The organism is Serratia sp. PL7, from assembly GCF_945957435.1.
The window spans coordinates 2,083,035-2,101,253 of sequence record NZ_CAMFLB010000001.1; the positions used below are offsets into that span (position 1 = coordinate 2,083,035).

The 18,219-nt window shown below is 61.9% G+C and carries 14 protein-coding genes; 9 read left to right on the forward strand and 5 right to left on the reverse strand.

Annotated elements, in window-relative coordinates:
- Nucleotides 1–147 precede the first annotated feature (147 nt).
- The 4 genes from cydD to infA all read left to right on the forward strand — a co-directional run bounded on the left by cydD (nucleotide 148) and on the right by infA (nucleotide 4,735).
- Nucleotides 148–1,914: a heme ABC transporter permease/ATP-binding protein CydD gene (cydD, locus tag N6G83_RS10050; RefSeq protein WP_173889534.1), complete on the forward strand. Its 1,767-nt coding sequence runs from the start codon at nucleotides 148–150 to the stop codon at nucleotides 1,912–1,914.
- Nucleotides 1,915–1,916: 2 nt separating this feature from the next.
- Entirely contained in the window at nucleotides 1,917–3,656 is a 1,740-nt protein-coding gene (gene cydC, locus N6G83_RS10055; protein WP_260515250.1) for a heme ABC transporter ATP-binding protein/permease CydC, read from the forward strand.
- A gap of 29 nt (nucleotides 3,657–3,685) precedes the next feature.
- Entirely contained in the window at nucleotides 3,686–4,411 is a 726-nt protein-coding gene (gene aat / locus N6G83_RS10060; RefSeq protein ID WP_260515251.1) for a leucyl/phenylalanyl-tRNA--protein transferase, read from the forward strand.
- A gap of 105 nt (nucleotides 4,412–4,516) precedes the next feature.
- Nucleotides 4,517–4,735, forward strand: coding sequence for a translation initiation factor IF-1 (gene infA, locus N6G83_RS10065; protein WP_002211347.1), 219 nt, complete (start codon nucleotides 4,517–4,519; stop codon nucleotides 4,733–4,735).
- A gap of 205 nt (nucleotides 4,736–4,940) precedes the next feature.
- Here the strand turns inward: infA and clpA are convergent, their stop codons facing one another.
- Together clpA and clpS are read right to left on the reverse strand one after the other, a co-directional pair.
- Nucleotides 4,941–7,220 carry an ATP-dependent Clp protease ATP-binding subunit ClpA gene (gene clpA, locus N6G83_RS10070; RefSeq protein WP_025302261.1) on the reverse strand — a complete coding sequence of 760 codons (2,280 nt, stop codon included), beginning with the start codon at nucleotides 7,218–7,220 and terminating at the stop codon, nucleotides 4,941–4,943.
- 27 nt (nucleotides 7,221–7,247) lie between these two features.
- Nucleotides 7,248–7,568 (reverse strand): ATP-dependent Clp protease adapter ClpS, encoded by a 321-nt coding sequence (clpS, locus tag N6G83_RS10075; protein WP_004928347.1) that lies wholly within the window; start codon nucleotides 7,566–7,568, stop codon nucleotides 7,248–7,250.
- 355 nt (nucleotides 7,569–7,923) lie between these two features.
- Between clpS and cspD the strand changes: the two genes are divergently transcribed.
- Nucleotides 7,924–8,145: a cold shock-like protein CspD gene (gene cspD / locus N6G83_RS10080; protein WP_004928349.1), complete on the forward strand. Its 222-nt coding sequence runs from the start codon at nucleotides 7,924–7,926 to the stop codon at nucleotides 8,143–8,145.
- Between the two features lie 87 nt (nucleotides 8,146–8,232).
- On the opposite strand, the gene macB is transcribed toward cspD, so the two are convergent.
- The gene (gene macB, locus N6G83_RS10085; protein WP_099817605.1) at nucleotides 8,233–10,179 is read right to left on the reverse strand and encodes a macrolide ABC transporter ATP-binding protein/permease MacB; all 1,947 of its coding nucleotides are present in this window, start codon (nucleotides 10,177–10,179) and stop codon (nucleotides 8,233–8,235) included.
- Nucleotides 10,179–11,294, reverse strand: a complete 1,116-nt coding sequence (gene macA / locus N6G83_RS10090; protein ID WP_260515256.1) for a macrolide transporter subunit MacA — start codon at nucleotides 11,292–11,294, stop codon at nucleotides 10,179–10,181. The genes macB and macA overlap by 1 nt, the downstream gene beginning before the upstream one ends.
- 194 nt (nucleotides 11,295–11,488) lie before the next feature.
- Between macA and N6G83_RS10095 the strand changes: the two genes are divergently transcribed.
- Nucleotides 11,489–12,442, forward strand: coding sequence for a VirK/YbjX family protein (locus N6G83_RS10095; protein WP_260515257.1), 954 nt, complete (start codon nucleotides 11,489–11,491; stop codon nucleotides 12,440–12,442).
- A gap of 14 nt (nucleotides 12,443–12,456) precedes the next feature.
- Here the strand turns inward: N6G83_RS10095 and N6G83_RS10100 are convergent, their stop codons facing one another.
- On the reverse strand, nucleotides 12,457–14,115 hold the full coding sequence (locus N6G83_RS10100; RefSeq protein ID WP_025302257.1) for an ATP-dependent endonuclease: 1,659 nt from the start codon (nucleotides 14,113–14,115) through the stop codon (nucleotides 12,457–12,459).
- A 187-nt stretch (nucleotides 14,116–14,302) separates the two neighbouring features.
- On the opposite strand from N6G83_RS10100, the gene N6G83_RS10105 reads away from it, so the two are divergent.
- The 3 genes from N6G83_RS10105 to hcr all read left to right on the forward strand — a co-directional run bounded on the left by N6G83_RS10105 (nucleotide 14,303) and on the right by hcr (nucleotide 18,088).
- On the forward strand, nucleotides 14,303–15,199 hold the full coding sequence (locus tag N6G83_RS10105; RefSeq protein WP_025302256.1) for a lysine exporter LysO family protein: 897 nt from the start codon (nucleotides 14,303–14,305) through the stop codon (nucleotides 15,197–15,199).
- A 181-nt stretch (nucleotides 15,200–15,380) separates the two neighbouring features.
- Nucleotides 15,381–17,030, forward strand: a complete 1,650-nt coding sequence (gene hcp, locus N6G83_RS10110; protein WP_025302255.1) for a hydroxylamine reductase — start codon at nucleotides 15,381–15,383, stop codon at nucleotides 17,028–17,030.
- A gap of 56 nt (nucleotides 17,031–17,086) precedes the next feature.
- A complete protein-coding gene (gene hcr / locus N6G83_RS10115) occupies nucleotides 17,087–18,088 on the forward strand; it encodes an NADH oxidoreductase (protein ID WP_260515259.1) in 1,002 nt (333 codons plus the stop codon).
- Nucleotides 18,089–18,219: the final 131 nt, after the last annotated feature.

Below are 18,219 nucleotides of genomic sequence, written 5' to 3' on the forward strand. Positions count from 1 at the left end.
TGGCCGCTTTATTATTTTCAGTCTGCCGGGTGACGAGGTAACATGGGACCTCGCTTGTTTGTCGCCGATTGCGCCAAACACTATTATTTAACAGTACGTTAACCCAGCCTGTAACAAACGGGCACCGGCGACGCAGACGCATATCTGATGAAAAAAAACAGACAGCAACAGTTAACCCGTTGGCTTAAAACCCAGAGTTCGTTGGCGCAGCGTTGGCTGCGCCTTTCCATGCTGTTGGGGCTGTTCAGCGGCCTGCTGATCGTGGCGCAGGCGTGGCTGCTGGCCAGCCTGCTGCACGCCCTGATCATCGAACATACCCCGCGCGAACAGCTGATCCCTTCGTTTATCTGGCTGGCCGTCGCGTTCGCATTGCGGGCGCTGTTGAGCTGGCTGCGGGAACGGGTCGGTTTCCTGTGTGGCCAGGTGATCCGTCAGCGCATGCGCCAGCAGGTGCTGGATAAACTGCAGCAGCTCGGCCCGGCCTGGATCCAGGGCAAACCGGCGGGCAGTTGGGCCAGCATCATCGTCGAGCAGATCGAGGATATGCAGGACTATTACTCGCGCTATCTGCCGCAGATGTATCTGGCGGTCTTCATCCCGCTGCTGATCCTGATCGCCGTCTTCCCGATCAATTGGGCCGCAGGCATCATTTTGCTGGCGACCGCGCCGCTGATCCCGCTGTTCATGGCGCTGGTCGGCATGGGAGCCGCCGATGCCAACCGCCGCAACTTCGTGGCGCTGGCGCGATTGAGCGGCAACTTCCTCGACCGCCTGCGCGGCCTGGACACCCTGCGGTTGTTCGACCGCGCGCAGGCCGAAACGGCGCAGATCGCCAAATCCTCCGAAGACTTCCGCAGCCGCACCATGGAAGTGCTGCGTATGGCCTTCCTCTCTTCCGGCGTGCTGGAGTTCTTCGCTTCGATTTCCATCGCCGTGGTGGCGGTGTACTTCGGCTTTTCTTACCTAGGCGAACTCAACTTCGGCAGCTACGGCCTCGGCGTAACGCTGTTTTCCGGTTTTCTGGTGCTGATTCTGGCGCCGGAGTTTTTCCAACCGCTGCGCGATCTCGGCACCTTCTACCATGCCAAGGCGCAGGCGGTCGGCGCGGCGGAAGCGCTGGAAACCTTCCTCAGCGCCGAAGGCGAGCAGATGGGCAACGGCACGCGGCAACTGCCCGCCGATCAACCGCTGACGCTGCAGGCGAACGCATTGGAAATCCTGTCGCCGAACGGCGTACTGCTGGCCGGGCCGCTGAGTTTCACCCTGCAACCGCAGCAGCGCGTAGCGCTGGTCGGGCTGAGCGGCGCCGGCAAAAGCTCGCTGCTCAATCTGCTGCTCGGCTTCCTGCCCTACCGCGGCTCGTTGACCGTCAACGGCATCGAGCTGCGTGAACTGTCCGCAGAAAACTGGAGGCAACAGCTGAGCTGGGTCGGTCAGAACCCACACCTGCCAGCGCAAACCTTGCGCGCCAATATCCTGCTGGGCTGCCCGCAGGCCGACGAAGCGCAGCTGCAGCAGGCGGTGGAACTCGCCTACGTCAGCGAACTGTTGCCGTATCTGCCGCAGGGGCTCGACACCGAAGTGGGCGACAACGCCGCCCGCCTGTCGGTCGGCCAGGCGCAGCGCGTGGCGGTCGCCCGGGCGCTGATCGGCCCGCGCCGCTTGCTGCTGCTGGATGAACCGGCCGCCAGTCTCGATGCCCACAGCGAACAACGGGTGATGCAGGCGTTGAATGCCGCTTCGCATCAGCAAACCACCCTACTGGTCACGCACCAGTTGGAAGACACCGAAGACTACGATCAGATCTGGGTGATGGATAACGGGCGCATCGTGCAACAGGGCGATTACGCCACCCTCAGCGCCCAGCCGGGCCTGTTCGCCACTCTGATCGCCCATCGCCGCGGGGAGCTTTAATCATGCGCGTTTTGCTGCCGTTTTTGGCGTTGTATCGCCGCCATAGCCTGCTGATTAGCCTGGGCATCCTTTTGGCGATCGTCACCCTGCTGGCCAGCATCGGCCTGCTGGCGCTTTCCGGCTGGTTCCTGGCCGCCTCTTCGCTGGCCGGATTGGCGGGCCTGCTGACCTTCAACTACATGCTGCCGGCCGCCGGCGTGCGCGGCGCGGCGATCTTCCGCACCGCCGGGCGCTACGCCGAGCGCGTGGTCAGCCACGACGCCACCTTCCGCGTGCTGTCGCACTTGCGAGTGTTCACCTTCAGCAAGATCCTGCCGTTGGCGCCGGGCGGCATCGCTCGCTTTCGCCAGGCCGACCTGCTCAACCGCCTGGTGGCGGACGTGGACACGCTGGATCACCTTTATCTGCGGGTGATCTCGCCGCTGATCAGCGCGGCGGTGGTGATCCTGGTGGTCACCTACGGCCTGAGCTGGCTGGATCCTGCGCTCGCCCTGACGTTGGGTGGCATTCTGTTGCTGCTGTTGCTGCTGGTGCCGCCGGTGTTCTACCGCGCCGGCAAACCGATCGGCGGCCAACTCACCGCGCTGCGCGGCCAATACCGTACCGACCTGACCGCCTGGCTGCAGGGGCAGGCAGAGCTGGTGGTGTTCGGTGCCGTCAACGACTTCCGCCAGACGCTGAACGCCACCGAACAGCGGTGGCAACGCCGCCAGTGGCAGCAGGCCTCGCTGAGCGGCAAGGCGCAGGCGCTGATGATTCTCGCCAGCGGTCTGACGGTGACGCTGCTGCTGTGGCTGACCGCCGCCGGCATCGGCGGCGATACTCAGCCCGGAGCCCTGATCGCGCTGTTTGTCTTCGCCGCGCTGGCGTCGTTCGAAGCGCTGATGCCGGTCGCCGGCGCCTTCCAGCATCTCGGCCAGGTGATTGCCTCCGCCACGCGGGTCAAACAGATCATCGATCGTCAGCCGGAGGTCACCTTCCCTGCCGTCGGCCCGGCCGCGGCCGATCGCGCTCAGCTCAGCCTGCAGCAGCTGAGTTTCACCTATCCCGATCAGCCGCAGCCGGTGCTGCGCGACGTCACGCTCGAGGTCGCGGCCGGCGAACACATCGCCTTGCTCGGCCGCACCGGCTGCGGCAAGTCCACCCTGCTGCAGCTGCTGACCCGCGCCTGGCGCACCGACGTCGGCAAAATTCTGCTCAACGGCGAACCGCTGGAGGATTATGATGAAACCACGCTGCGTCGGATGACCACGGTCGTCAGCCAGCGAGTGCATATCTTCAGCGATACGCTGCGGGAAAACCTGCGGTTGGCCGCACCGAATGCCGACGACGCTCGCCTGAGTGACGTACTGCAGCAGGTTGGGCTGGGCAAATTGCTGGACAGCGACGGCGGGCTGAACGCCTGGTTGGGCGAAGGCGGCCGGCAGCTGTCCGGCGGCGAACAGCGCCGACTGGGTATCGCCCGCGCGCTGCTGCATCCGGCCCCGCTGCTGCTGCTTGACGAACCGACCGAAGGGCTGGACGCCGAAACCGAACAGCAGATCCTGGCGCTGCTGCGCCGGCATTGTCAGGGCAAGACGCTGATCCTGGTGACGCACCGTTTGTACGGCCTGGAACATCTCGACCGCATTTGCGTAATGGATGACGGCCAAATTGTCGAACAGGGCGATCACGCCACCCTGATGCGCCAGCAGGGCCGCTATGCACGCTTTCGCAACCGTATCAGCAACCTGGCGCCGTAATCGGCCCGTAGAGGACGCAGAGACCTTGTATGCGCATCGTTAAGCTTTCCCCCCAGTCGCTGGCGTTTCCCTCGCCTGAGGGCGCCCTGCGCGATCCCAACGGCCTGCTGGCGATCGGCGGCGACCTCACGGCGCCGCGACTGTTGGCAGCCTACGAGCGCGGCATCTTCCCCTGGTACTCGCCGGGGGAAGCGATTCTGTGGTGGTCACCCGATCCGCGTGCGGTGCTGTTCCCTGCCGAATTTCATCTCAACCGCAGTCTGAAACGCTTTTTGCGCCACGATCCGTTTCGCATCACGCTCAATCACGATTTCGCCACGGTGATTGCCGCCTGCGCCCACCGGCCGGATGAAGGCACCTGGATCGGCCCGGAGGTGCAGCGTGCCTATCAGCATCTGCATCGCCTCGGCTATGCGCACTCGGTGGAGGTATGGCAGGATGATCAACTGGTCGGCGGCATGTACGGCGTGGCGCAGGGCGCGTTGTTCTGCGGCGAATCGATGTTCAGCCGCGTCACCAACGCCTCAAAATGCGCATTGATGGCCTTTTGCCGCCATTTTGGCGCTTATGGCGGGGAATTGATTGACTGCCAGGTGCTGAACGCTCACACTGCCCGCCTTGGCGCGCGTGAAATTCCGCGCCGTCAATTTTTGCAGCAGCTCAGCACCCTTCAACGGCGGCCTTTGGCGTCGGCGTGCTGGGCGCCGCAAGTCATATCCCCACAGCCGGTTGAACCGCCCTCTCCAGTAAACTAATTGATGGAAACGGTGCAATGTTCACCGACACATCTTTACATAATGGGGGTTTTTCGGCATTATCTTGCCGGTTAAAAACTAAGGTAGTTAGACCTAGAGGATTCGATGGCCAAAGAAGACAATATTGAAATGCAGGGCACCGTTCTTGATACGCTGCCGAACACCATGTTCCGCGTTGAATTGGAAAACGGGCACGTGGTAACCGCACACATCTCCGGTAAAATGCGTAAAAACTATATCCGCATCCTGACGGGCGACAAAGTCACTGTAGAGCTGACCCCGTACGACCTGAGCAAAGGCCGCATTGTCTTCCGTAGCCGTTAATCGGCTCACCGCGCGCCACATGCTGGCGGCATCGAGGATGTAATCCCTCGGGAGCCCTTTCCGTTTACCCCCGCAGCGACGTTACACAACGGGTTGCAGGTGCGCAGGTAAACTGAGAGGGCTCACTCGTTTCTGTTGTACGGTGAATCTCACCCATAAAAAAAAGCGATGCCGAAGCATCGCTTTTTCTTTGCCTGAAGCGGCCTTAATGCACCGCACCCTCGTCCGCCTTGCGCTTGGCGGCACTGAGGAAGTGGTAGGTCAGCTGTTTCTTGTCCTTGTCCAGCTCGACCTTCACGGAACCGCCGTCCACCAGCGAACCGAACAGCAGCTCGTTGGCCAACGGTTTCTTCAGGTTTTCCTGCATGACGCGCGCCATCGGACGAGCGCCCATCGCACGGTCGTAGCCCTTCACCGACAGCCAGTCGCGTGCTTCGTCGCTCACTTCCAGCGAGACGCCCTTCGCATCCAGCTGCGCCTGCAGTTCGACGATAAACTTGTCGACCACCTGCTGGATCACTTCGGTAGACAGATGGTTGAACCAGATGATGTTGTCCAGACGGTTGCGGAACTCTGGCGTAAACACCTTCTTGATCTCTTCCATCGCGTCGGTGCTGTTGTCCTGCTGCACCAGACCGATCGATTTGCGTTCGGTTTCCCGCACCCCGGCGTTGGTGGTCATCACCAGGATCACATTGCGGAAGTCCGCCTTGCGGCCGTTGTTGTCGGTCAGCGTGCCGTTGTCCATCACCTGCAGCAGCAGGTTGAACACGTCCGGGTGCGCCTTCTCGATCTCATCGAGCAGCACTACCGCATGCGGATGCTTGATCACCGCATCGGTCAGCAGCCCGCCCTGATCGTAACCGACATAGCCCGGAGGCGCGCCGATCAGACGGCTGACGGTATGCCGCTCCATGTACTCGGACATGTCGAAACGCAGCAGCTCGATATCCATCGCCTTGGCCAACTGTACGGTGACCTCGGTTTTCCCGACCCCGGTCGGCCCGGCGAACAGGAAGGAACCGACCGGCTTGCGCTCGTGGCCCAGACCGGCGCGGCTCATCTTGATGGCTTCCGTCAGCGCTTCGATCGCCTGATCCTGGCCGAATACCAGCATCTTCAAACGATCGCCCAGGTTTCTCAGCACGTCGCGATCGCTGGCCGACACGGTTTTCTCCGGGATACGAGCGATGCGCGCCACCACGGATTCGATATCGGCCACGTTGACGGTTTTCTTGCGCTTGCTGGCCGGCATCAGTCGGCTGCGGGCGCCCGCCTCGTCGATCACGTCTATCGCCTTGTCCGGCAGATGACGATCGTTGATGTATTTCACCGACAGCTCCACCGCGGCGCGGATCGCCTTGGCGGTATAACGCACGTCGTGGTGCGCCTCATACTTGGTTTTCAGGCCGTTGATGATCTGAACGGTCTCTTCCGCCGTCGGTTCGGTGATATCGATCTTCTGGAAACGGCGCGCCAAAGCGCGATCCTTTTCGAAGATGTTGCTGAACTCCTGGTAGGTGGTCGAGCCGATCACCCGGATCTTGCCGCTCGACAGCAGCGGTTTGATCAGGTTGGCAGCATCCACTTGCCCGCCGGAAGCCGCACCGGCGCCGATGATGGTGTGAATTTCATCGATGAACAGGATGCTGTTCTGATCCTGTTCCAGCTGCTTGAGCAGCGCCTTGAAGCGTTTCTCGAAGTCGCCGCGGTATTTGGTGCCGGCCAGCAGTGAACCGATATCCAGCGAATACAGCGTGCAGTCCGCCATCACTTCCGGCACGTCGCCCTGCACGATACGCCAGGCCAGGCCTTCGGCGATGGCGGTCTTGCCCACGCCGGATTCGCCGACCAACAGCGGGTTGTTTTTACGACGACGGCACAGCACCTGAATCGCGCGCTCCAGCTCACGATCGCGGCCGATCAACGGATCGATGCCGCCCACACGGGCCAACTGATTGAGGTTGGTGGTGAAGTTTTCCATACGGTCTTCCCCTCCGGACTGCTCTTCGTTCACCGGGTTTTCCGCATTCGGCGCTTGGCCCGGCTCGTCTTTACGCGTGCCATGTGAAATGAAGTTCACCACGTCGAGACGGCTGACGTCGTGCTTGCGCAGCAGATAAGCCGCCTGCGACTCCTGCTCGCTGAAGATGGCCACCAACACGTTGGCGCCGGACACTTCGCTGCGGCCGGAAGATTGCACATGGAAGACCGCGCGCTGCAACACGCGCTGGAAGCTGAGCGTCGGCTGAGTGTCGCGCTCTTCTTCGCCGGCGGGCAGCGTCGGTGTGGTTTGTTCGATGAAGGCTTCCAGCTCCTGGCGCAACGCGGCCAGATCCACCGTACATGCCTCAAGCGCTTCTCGCGCGGCAGGGTTGCTCAGCAACGCCAGCAACAGGTGCTCCACGGTCATAAACTCGTGTCTGTGCTCACGCGCCCTGGCGAAAGCCATGTTGAGACTGAGTTCCAGTTCTTGATTGAGCATAAGCACCTCCCCAATAGATTGCCTTATTCAGGCTTTTTCCAGCGTACAAAGCAACGGATGCTCGTTCTCCCTTGCGTACCGGTTCACATGGACGACTTTGGTTTCCGCCACCTCGGCGGTAAAAACACCACAGATCGCCTTGCCTTGATAGTGGACCGTGAGCATCAGTTGCGTTGCGCGTTCAATATCATAAGAAAAGAACTTTTGCAGAACGTCAATCACAAATTCCATCGGTGTGTAATCGTCGTTGTTAAGTATAACTTTATACATAGACGGCGGTTTTACCGCATCGATTTGTTTTTCTTCGGCCAAGTGTTCAAAATTTAGCCAGTCGTTGTTATTGCCCATCGCTGCTCATCTTCTCTGCTCTGCCCTCTGATATGGGGGCAGGTTTCGGTTATTCAAAGTGGGGATAGTTACTATTTTATCATCTTCGGCATCGTCCCGCCGCACTGTAACGTGCGCAAAAAAACGGGCCAATTGTGACTGAATCGTGGCAATAGCGTTACCTGCTTCAAACTTTGGTGAACTGCTCCCCGCCGACAAAAGCCGATCCCTTGACGCCCCGATCATTTGCTCTAGAGTGTAAATTCGTGGCTGGTGGTCTTTTAACCACCCCTTGTCCACCCTGCTACCCGCCTACGGCGGGTGCGAATTCAGTTATTCATCTCACTTAAAATAGCGTTGCGAGGGATGTAAAAGCATGGAGACGGGTACTGTTAAATGGTTTAACAACGCCAAAGGCTTTGGCTTCATCTGCCCAGCCGGCGGTGGCGAAGATATTTTCGCGCATTACTCCACCATCAAGATGGATGGTTACAGAACGTTGAAGGCAGGCCAGCAGGTCAGCTTCGACGTGCATCAAGGGCCAAAAGGGAACCATGCCAGTCTTATTGTGCCGGTGGAAAGCGAGGCGCTGTCCTAAACGCTTCCGGCAGCGTCGCGCTGCATTGACCCTGACTGCGATAAAAATGCCAGCCGCCGTGTGACTGGCATTTTTTATGCCTTTTACTTACTCGCGCGCCAGCGCATCGATCGGATTCAGCCGCGCGGCATTGCGCGCCGGCAGATAGCCGAACACCACGCCGATACCGGTGGAACAGAGGAACGCGCTCAGCAACGCCGCCGGCGGGAAGCTGATCTGCCAGCCCGGCAATACCAGCTGCACCGCCAGGCCGATGGCGAACGACAGCGTAATCCCCAGCGCGCCCCCCACCAGGCAAACCAACACCGCCTCGATCAAGAACTGCTGCAACACGTCGCCGGAACGGGCGCCCACCGCCATGCGGATGCCAATCTCGCGCGTGCGCTCGGTCACCGACACCAGCATGATGTTCATCACGCCGATGCCGCCGACCACCAGCGAAATCACCGCCACCAGCGTCAGGAACAGCTGCAGCGTGCGGGTGGTTTTCTCTGCGGTTTGCACCAGGCTGTCCATGTTATAGGTGAAGAAGTCCTTTTTGCCGTGGCGCAGCGTCAACAGGCGTGACAGCTGCTGTTCCGCTTCCTTGCTGTCGTAGCCGTCGCGAATGCGCACGGTGATCGAGTCGAAATAATTGTTGCCCATCAGCCGGTTGGCCATGGTGCTGTAAGGCACCCACACGTTCAGCGTCTTGCTGCTGCCGAACATCGACTGCTTCTCTTTAGCCACGCCGACCACCGTCGCCGGCATGTTGCCCACCAGGATCACCTCGCCCACCACGTTTTTCTGGTGCGGGAACAGCCGCCGTTGGGTATTGGCGTCGATCACCACCGTCTGCGCCTGAGACTGCACCTGCAGCGGATCGATGCCGACGCCCTGGGTAAAGCTCATACCGTACACGCGGAAGAACTGTTCGCTGACGCCGTTGACATTGGCCGCCGCGTCGACGTTACCCAGCCGCAGCCGCATGCTGCTGCTGATGCTCGGCGACAGCGCGCTGATATACGGCTGTTCGCGCAGCGCATCGAGATCGCCGTATTTCAGCGATTGCCGGTAGGTTGGATCGTCGTCGCCGAAGTCCTTGCCGGGGTAAATGTCGACGGTGTTGGTGCCGATCGATTTGATGTCCGCCAGCACCATCTGCTTGGCGGCGTCGCCGATCACCAGGATCGATACCACCGAGGCGATGCCGATAATGATGCCGAGCATGGTCAGCGCGGTGCGCATCTTGTTGGCCGCCATCGCACGCCAGGCCATCACCAGCGCTTCGCGAAAGCGGCCGCCCATCTGCCGCCAGGAAGGCGCCGCGGCGGCCAGCGCCAGCGGCTTGGCCTGGGTATCCTCCGGCGGCGCCGGACGCGAGTCGGCAATGATTTCGCCGTCGCGGATCTCGATGATCCGCTCCGCCTGGCGCGCCACCGCTGGATCGTGGGTCACCAGGATCACCGTGTGGCCCTGGGCGCACAGCTGTTTGAGGATCGCCATCACCTCTTCGCCGGAGTGGCTGTCGAGCGCGCCGGTCGGTTCATCCGCCAGGATCACCTGCCCGCCGTTCATCAACGCGCGGGCGATACTGACGCGCTGCTGCTGGCCGCCGGAAAGCTGGCTCGGCCGGTAGTTAACGCGCTCCCCCAGCCCCAGGCGCCGCAACAGCGCCTCCGCCCGTTCGCGCCGCGCCGCTTTGCCCAGCCCCGCGTACACCGCCGGCACCTCGACGTTATGCGCCGCACTCAGGTGCGGCAGCAGATGATAACGCTGGAAAATAAAGCCAAAATGTTCGCGCCGCAGCTGCGCCAGCGCATCGTCGCTCAGCGTCGCCACATCCTGTCCGGCCACCCGATAGACCCCGGCGCTCGGCTTGTCCAGACAGCCCAGAATGTTCATCAGCGTCGATTTGCCGGAGCCGGAGGCCCCCATGATCGCCACCATTTCCCCGGCGTCGATGCTCAGACTGATCCCCTTCAGCACCTCCACCGTCTGCTCGCCGGAACGGTAGCTGCGGCGAATGCCGCTCAGCTGCAACAGCGCCGCCATCAGCCGGCCTCCACGCCGCCGCGGCTGACAATCACCTCATCGCCCGCCTCAAGCCCGCTGAGGATTTGCACATCGATATTGTTGCGCAGACCGATAGCCACCTCACGCTTCTCTTCCTTGCCCTGTTTCAGCACCGAGGCGTGGTAGCGATTGTCGGCGATCTGGTCACCCAACGCCGCCAGCGGGATCACCAGCGCCTGCTCGACGCCGGCCAGCTGAATATGCACCTGCGCCGTCATTTGCAAGCGCAGCAGCCTTTCCGGGTTGGGCACTTCGAAACGCGCATAATAGAAGATGGCATTATTGACCTTTTCCGGCGTCGGCTGAATGTCTTTCAGCACGCCGTCGAAGCGCCGAGTCGGATCGCCCAGCACCGTGAACCAGGCCTTCTGACCCGGCTTGAGGTTAATGACGTCAGCCTCCGAGACCTGCGCCTTCACCAGCATGGTGCCGAGATCCGCCAACGTCAGAATGTTCGGCGCCTGTTGCGCCGCGATCACCGTCTGGCCCTGCAGCGTGGTGATCTGCACCACGTCGCCATCCATCGGGGCTTCGATGCGGGTGTAGGCCAGGTTGATCTTGGCGGTATCCAGGCTGGCCTGGTTGCGGGCGATCTGCGCATTGATGGTGCCCACCTGCGCTTTCTTCACCGCCAGCTGCGTCGCTGCCTGATCCAGATCCTGACGCGATACCGCCTGCAGTTTGGCCAGTGCCTGGTTGCGCTGCAGCGTGACCGCCGCCAATTGCTGCTCGGCCTGTGCCTGCAGCAGCTGCGCATGCAGCTCGCGCAGCGTCGCCTCGCCTTCGCGAATGCTGTTCTGCGCCTGTTGCGGATCGATAACCCCCAGCAACTGGCCTTTTTTCACCTTGTCGCCGATCTCGACATACAACTTTTCCAACTGCCCGCTGACCTGCGCGCCGACGTCAACCTTGCGCACCGCGTCCAGCTGGCCGGTCGCCAACACGTTCTGCTGCAGATCGCGCTTGGTGACCTTTACCGTTTTGAAAGCGGTTGGCGCCGGATGGCGGAAGTGCCAAACGGCCGCCGCGGCAATCGCCGCAATCACCGCCAGTGCGAGTATCCAGCGGCGTTTGTGTCCTTTAAACCCTGTCAAAATTGACCTGCCTGTGCTTGTGAATATCGACCGCCCATTGCGGCGGCGGAGCTAAATTAGCACGCACCGTAGGGAATAACTAAACCTTAGCTCAACACAATGTGGAGACACGCCTGGTTACAGTTCAGCATTGAACTCTCGTTTAGTGAAGCCTTGATGAAATAGCGCCATTCAACACAGCCAAGGATTTCATCATGTCACAGCTCAGCTACCCACTCGCCTCCGCCCGGCCGCTTAACGGCTGGCAACTGATGACGGCGCTGATCAATGGCGAAAAGGCGCCAAGCAACGCCTGGAAAAAAACCTCGTTTCGCCTGAAGTTTCTCGGCCGCTCGCTGCTCAACTGGCGCACCACCAGCGGCCTGCTCAGCACCCTGGCCAGCAACCCGCTGCTGGAGGAGATCCTGAGCGCGCAGCCGAACCTGCCGTGCAAGCTGCATCGCCCCTACTTGGCAGCCAACATGAGCAAGATCGAATGCCTGTTCGCCCTGCGCGATCATTACGATCTCATCGTGCAGCGCATGCCGCTAAAGATGCGTCTCGGCCACCTCGGCCCACAGCCTTTCGTGCTGGCCCGCGCGATGGGCAAAAACGAAGCGCCGATCACGCTGGAACTGGCGGCGATCGACAAACTGAATAAGGAAGGGGAAGCCACGCTGCTGCTGCGCAACGCCAACGGCGTGATGCTGGCGGAGATCACCTTTGCGCTGATGCATTATCAGCAGCAGCCGACGCTGTTCATCGGCGGCCTGCAGGGCGCGAACCATGAGGTGCCGCACGCCGAGATCCAGCACACCACCAAAGAGTGCCACGGTCTGTTCCCCAAACGGCTGGTGCTGGAAGGCATTTGCACGCTGGCGCGGCACCTCGGCATCCGCCAGATCGTAGCCGTCGGCAATGCCACCCATATCTATCAAAACTGGCGTTACCAGAGTAAGAAGAAGGATCAACTGCACGCCGATTACGATCAGTTCTGGCTGTCGATGGGCGCCAAACCGCTCGACAGCGGCTATTTCCTGCTGCCCGAACGCATCGCCCGCAAGCCGATCGAAGAGATCGCCAGCAAGAAGCGCGCCGAGTATCGCCGTCGCTATCAGTTGCTGGACGAGCTGGAACAGGGATTGGCGGCGCATTTCTGCGCCCGATAACGCCCGGCGGGCCGTCAGTCCGCCCGGCCGCGCGCCAGCCAGATCACCCGTGAGAACATTTTCTTCAGCAGCGGCGGCACCGAGTCCGTGCCCCATTCGCCGGCCTGCATCGCGACCTCGATCGCCAGATCCGGCTTCGACGAGTGGTGGACCGCTTTCAGGATCACCTTGCGCACCGGCATCTGCGCGTTGATCGGCACCGACGCCATTCGGTGATAGACCGGGGCGAACCCTTCGCGGAACATGAAGTGTTCCATGTCCGGCGCCGGCAGCGCGGTCAGCCGATCGCGTTCGTTGTCTTCATGATTGTCCAGCAGGCTGCGTACGGTGTTGGCGTACTTTTTGCCCGCCTCATCGCCGTCCACCAGCGCATGCCACTCGATGCCCATGCGGCGGGCAAAGCGCAGCAGCGGCTTCAGGCCGCACTGAGCGAACTCGATGACCCTCACCCCTTCCGCCTCGAAATGGTAGCCGCACTGGCGCGCCAGCTCGTTAAGCAGCCACACTTCGGTTTCGCCTTCCACCAGCAGCCAGCAGCGGGCGAACAGCGACGACGGCCGGTTGAAACGGATGTGAAACGCGATGCGCCGCCCGTCTTCGGCGCTCAGCCCGCGCGGCCCGAGACGGTAGGTCGCGACCCGGCCCGACTCGCGCACCAGCCGGCAGACGTGCTCCACCGGCACCAGCGACACCAGTTCGCTGGAGTTGGTGGTGGTGATGCGCTGCAATGGCAGCTGATTGAGCAGCCCCCAGGCCACCGACAGCATGATCGGGTGCAGGCGAGTTTCCGGGTCTTCCACCAGCAGCAGCGGCCGGGCATGGGGATCCAGCTTGACGTCGCCCTTGGCCTGCAACAGGGTGGAAAACATCCCGAGCAGGATCAGGCGCATGCTGCGGCTGTTCGGTTCGGCCACCATGCGGTTGATGCCGTCCAGCGCACGCCAGGCGTCCTGCTCCGGTTCACCGCCGCGGCGGCGTGGCCGCGCCACCTGCGAACTCTGCTCGGCAAAATAGTGCTCCAGCAGCTGCTGCATCGCCGCCAGCCCCTGACGCAGCTCGCCGTTGGTCAGCTTCTGCGGATTGCGCACCAGCTCGCGCGTCAGCTGATCCAACTGCTGCGCCAGCGCCTGGGTATCGGGTTTACGTTCATCGCCGAGGCTGCTGGGGCGCAGGCGGCGAATAAAGCGTGCGTCGCGCAGGCGCAGTACCGGATGAATGCGGATGATGGCGTGGGCCAGTTGTTCGATATGGTGCAATTGAAAGGCATTGCCGTCGGCGTCGAGAAAACCGCGCCAGGTGCACACCGTGCCGTCGTCGGCCAGCTCGCCCTCGCAGCGGTAATGAATGCGGCTCAGGCCATCCTCGCCCTTGACCCACAGCGGCGTCAGGTGGCGATAACGCGGTAGGTGCGCATGGCCGATGTCTTTTTCGCAGAAGGTGAACACCACCTGCAGGTGGCGCTCTTTGGCCGACTCTTCACCGGGGGGGAAATGGAAATCGTGCGCTTCAAACCGATACAGCTTCTGCTCCGGCGCCAGCAGCAGCGTCAGCGCATCCAGCAGGCTGGATTTACCCCAGGCGTTTTCGCCGAGCAACAGCGTGTTGTCGTCCAGCATCAGGGACAGCCGATTAATGCCGCGAAAACCTACAATTTCGATACGCTCCAAGAACATCCGCCGCCTCCCGTGCGCGCCGTCGCCTCTTCAATGAGGCGACCTTCACAGAGCATGGTCAAAAAACCCCTTGCAGGTCAAGCGGCCAGCGTCAAATCTGCCGCTTTACTCCGGCCGGGCTTTTGGTTAGCGTGTGCTCCTCGCCGCCGTTCGGCGCGCATCAAAACTCAAGGACACTCGTTGCACCATGTACTCAGGACTGTTGATTATTCTGTTACCGCTGATTGTCGGTTACCTCATTCCCTTACGCCATCGCCCGCTGCTGGTGCTGATCAACCGGCTGCTCAGTTGGATGGTGTACGTGATCCTGTTTTTCATGGGCATCAGCCTGGCGTTTATGGAAGATCTCAGCAGTAACCTGGTGCTGATCTTCCAGTACAGCGCGGTATTCTTCTTCTGCATTCTCTGCGCCAATCTGCTGTTGCTGGCGCTGCTGGAGCGGCGCATGCCGTGGCGCAGCAGCCATAAACAGGAAAAGCTGCCCTCGCGCGTGCATATGGCGCTGGAGTCGCTCAAGCTGTGCGGCGTGGTGCTCGGCGGCTTCCTGCTCGGCCTGACGCAGTGGCAATGGCTGCAGTTCGCCCATAAAGGCAGCGAATATGCGCTGATCTTCCTGCTGTTGCTGGTCGGCATTCAGCTGCGCAACAGCGGCATGACGCTGCGCCAGATCGTGCTCAACCGCCGCGGCACGCTGGTGGCGTTGGTGGTGACCGTCGCGTCGCTGGCCGGCGGCGCGCTGGCGGCGCAGCTGCTGGGGTTGCCGATCAAGGCCGGGCTGGCGATGGCCTCCGGTTTCGGCTGGTACTCGCTGTCCGGCATTCTGATCACCGACGCCTACGGCCCGGTGATGGGCAGCGCCGCGTTCTTCAACGATCTGGCGCGCGAGCTGGTGGCGATCATGCTGATCCCGACGCTGGTGCGCCGCAGCCGCTCCACCGCCCTCGGCCTGTGCGGCGCCACCTCGATGGACTTCACCCTGCCGGTGCTGCAGCGCAGCGGCGGGCTGGACATGGTGCCCCCCGCCATCGTGCACGGCTTCCTGCTGAGCCTGCTGGCGCCGGTGCTGATCGCCCTGTTCTCCTGATCCTTTTCCCTTGGGGGCTACCCGGCCCCCAAAGCGTAATCATTCCCATCCGCACGGCAAAATTGCGCTAAATCAAACTTGCCCGCAGTAGTCGCACAAAAGCCTTTTGCAACCCCGATCGCCGATCTATGCTTTTAAACAAGCATTATAAATGCAACTTTAAAAATAAAAGGAAGCGACTATGTTCTGTGTGCAATGTGAACAAACCATCCGTACCCCGGCAGGCAACGGCTGCTCGTATGCTCAGGGCATGTGCGGCAAAACGGCGGAAACCTCCGATCTGCAGGATCTGCTGGTGGCGGCGCTGCAGGGACTCTCCGCCTGGGCGCTGCAGGCGCGTTCGCTGGGCATCGTCGACCACGAGATCGACAGCTTCGCCCCGCGCGCCTTCTTCTCCACCCTGACCAACGTCAACTTCGACTCCCAGCGCATCATCGGCTACGCGCGGGAAACCCTGCTGCTGCGCGACTCGCTGGCCGCCCGTTGCCGGCTGCTGGACGCCGGCGTGCGCGTCGATCACCCGATGGCGGCGCTGCAGCTGGCCGGCAACGATATGCCTGCGCTGCTGCAGCAGGCGGCGCAGTTTGCCCTCAACAGCGACAAGGCCGAGGTCGGCGACGACGTACACGGTTTGCGCATGCTGTGCCTGTACGGTCTGAAAGGTGCAGCGGCCTATATGGAACACGCGCACGTGCTCGGCCAGTTCGACGAGCAACTCTATGCCGACTACCACGCCTTTATGGCCTGGCTCGGCACCCAGCCGCGCGACGTCGACACCCTGCTGAACAACGCCATGGGCATCGGCAAGATGAACTTCAACGTGATGGCGATCCTCGATCGCGGTGAAACCCAGGCCTACGGCGATCCGCAGCCCAGCGCAGTCAACGTGCGCCCGGTGGCCGGGAAAGCCATTCTGATTTCCGGCCACGATCTGAAAGATCTGCGCATGCTGCTCGAACAAACCGAAGGGCAAAACGTCAACGTCTACACCCACGGTGAAATGCTGCCGGCGCACGGCTATCCGGAACTGAAAAAATTCAAACATCTGGTGGGCAACTACGGCAGCGGTTGGCAGAACCAGCAGACGGAATTCGCCAAATTCCCCGGCCCGATCGTGATGACCTCCAACTGCATCATCGATCCTAACGTCGGCAACTACGGCGATCGCATCTGGACCCGCAGTATCGTCGGCTGGCCGGGCGTCAACCATCTGGAAGGCGACGACTTCGGCGCCGTGATCCGCCAGGCTCAGGGCATGAACGGCTTCCCTTATACCGAGATCGAGCACCTGATCACCGTTGGCTTCGGCCGCCAGACGCTGCTGAACGCCGCCGATACGGTCATCGACCTGGTGTCGCAGAAAAAACTGCGCCACGTCTTCCTTGTGGGCGGCTGCGACGGCAGCCGCGACGAGCGCAGCTACTTCACCGACTTCGCCCGCAGCGTGCCGCAAGACTGCCTGATCATGACGCTGGCCTGCGGCAAGTACCGTTTCAACAAGCTGGACTTCGGCACGCTAGAAGGGTTGCCGCGCCTGCTGGACGTCGGCCAGTGCAACGACGCCTACTCCGCCATCATGCTGGCGGTCAAGCTGGCGGATACCCTCGGCTGCAGCGTCAACGAGCTACCGCTCAGCCTGGTGCTGTCGTGGTTTGAACAGAAGGCGATCGTCATTCTGCTGACGCTGCTGTCGCTGGGGGTGAAAAACATCGTCACCGGCCCGACCGCGCCGGGCTTCCTGACCGACAACCTGATGGCGATCCTCAACGAGAAATTCGGCCTGCGTCCGATCACCACCGTCGAGCAGGATATTGCAGCGCTGCTCGCCTGATGCCGTTACGTTATGGGGCCGCCTGCGCCGGCCCCTTTGTTTTTTGAGGTGCCCCGATGACTCAACCCACTCCGCTTTGCCCGAACCGCATGCAGGTGCATTCCATCCAGCGTGAAACCGCCGACGTCTGGACGCTGAACCTGATCTGCGACGTTTTCTACCCTTACCAGGCTGGCCAGTTCGCGCTGGTCAGCATTCGCAACAGCGAGGAGACGTTGCGCGCCTATACGCTCTCCTCCTCGCCCGGCCAGAGCCGCTTTCTCAGCATCAGCGTGCGCTGCCTGCCGGACGGCATCGGGTCGCGCTGGCTGACGCAAGAGGTCAAGCCCGGCAACACGCTGTGGCTGTCCGACGCGCAGGGCGAATTCAGCTGCGAGCGCCACCCGGCCGATCGTTATCTGATGCTGGCCGCCGGCTGCGGCGTGACGCCGATCGTCTCGATGTGCCGCTGGCTGACCGCTAACCGTCCGGCCTGCGATATCGCCGTGATCTTTAACGTACGCACCCCCGCCGACACGATTTTCGCCGATCAATGGCGCGCGCTGTGTGCCGCCCATCCGCAGCTGCGCCTGACGCTGATGGCCGAGCAGGATCTGCAACCCGGCTACCTCAGCGGCCGTATCGATGAACAGACGCTGCGGCAGGCGGCGCCGGATATCGCCGAACGCACGGTGATGACCTGCGGCCCTGCGCCCTACATGGATCAGGTGGAGCAGCTTTGTCGCCGGCTCGGCGTGCCGGCCGAGCATTTCCATAAAGAGCAGTTCCACACGCCGACGGCGCAGGCCGACGCCACCAAAGGACTGACGCTGCGCGCCGCGCGCCCGCTGCGCGAATTCCGCGTGCCGGTCGGCAGCACGCTGCTGGCGGCGATGGAGGCCAATGCCCTGCCGGTCAACGCCGCCTGCCGCGCCGGGGTGTGCGGCTCGTGCAAAACCCGCATCCTCGAGGGCGACTACACCACCACCAGCACCATGACGCTGAGCGCGGAAGAGATAGCGCAAGGCTACGTGCTGGCCTGCAGTTGCCAGTTGCAGGGTGACGTCACGCTGGCGTGATCCCCTGGCCCCATCGCCGCGATGGGGCATTTATCGGCAAGTTCCCCGTGGCCAGCCCAGTTACACTGCTTCCCGTCCTACGCTCTTTACCCTTCCTGACCGCATCTCGTCCACAGCCGGTAAGCTATGCT

Bases quoted from the DNA above. Each gene is read 5' to 3' on its own strand.
- clpA (WP_025302261.1), bottom strand. From the start codon at position 7,220: ATGCTCAATCAAGAACTGGAACTCAGTCTCAACATGGCTTTCGCCAGG.
- infA (WP_002211347.1), top strand. From the start codon at position 4,517: ATGGCCAAAGAAGACAATATTGAAATGCAGGGCACCGTTCTTGATACG.
- N6G83_RS10095 (WP_260515257.1), top strand. From the start codon at position 11,489: ATGTCACAGCTCAGCTACCCACTCGCCTCCGCCCGGCCGCTTAACGGC.
- hcr (WP_260515259.1), top strand. From the start codon at position 17,087: ATGACTCAACCCACTCCGCTTTGCCCGAACCGCATGCAGGTGCATTCC.
- cydD (WP_173889534.1), top strand. From the start codon at position 148: ATGAAAAAAAACAGACAGCAACAGTTAACCCGTTGGCTTAAAACCCAG.
- aat (WP_260515251.1), top strand. From the start codon at position 3,686: ATGCGCATCGTTAAGCTTTCCCCCCAGTCGCTGGCGTTTCCCTCGCCT.
- macB (WP_099817605.1), bottom strand. From the start codon at position 10,179: ATGGCGGCGCTGTTGCAGCTGAGCGGCATTCGCCGCAGCTACCGTTCC.
- clpS (WP_004928347.1), bottom strand. From the start codon at position 7,568: ATGGGCAATAACAACGACTGGCTAAATTTTGAACACTTGGCCGAAGAA.
- cspD (WP_004928349.1), top strand. From the start codon at position 7,924: ATGGAGACGGGTACTGTTAAATGGTTTAACAACGCCAAAGGCTTTGGC.
- hcp (WP_025302255.1), top strand. From the start codon at position 15,381: ATGTTCTGTGTGCAATGTGAACAAACCATCCGTACCCCGGCAGGCAAC.
- N6G83_RS10100 (WP_025302257.1), bottom strand. From the start codon at position 14,115: ATGTTCTTGGAGCGTATCGAAATTGTAGGTTTTCGCGGCATTAATCGG.
- N6G83_RS10105 (WP_025302256.1), top strand. From the start codon at position 14,303: ATGTACTCAGGACTGTTGATTATTCTGTTACCGCTGATTGTCGGTTAC.
- cydC (WP_260515250.1), top strand. From the start codon at position 1,917: ATGCGCGTTTTGCTGCCGTTTTTGGCGTTGTATCGCCGCCATAGCCTG.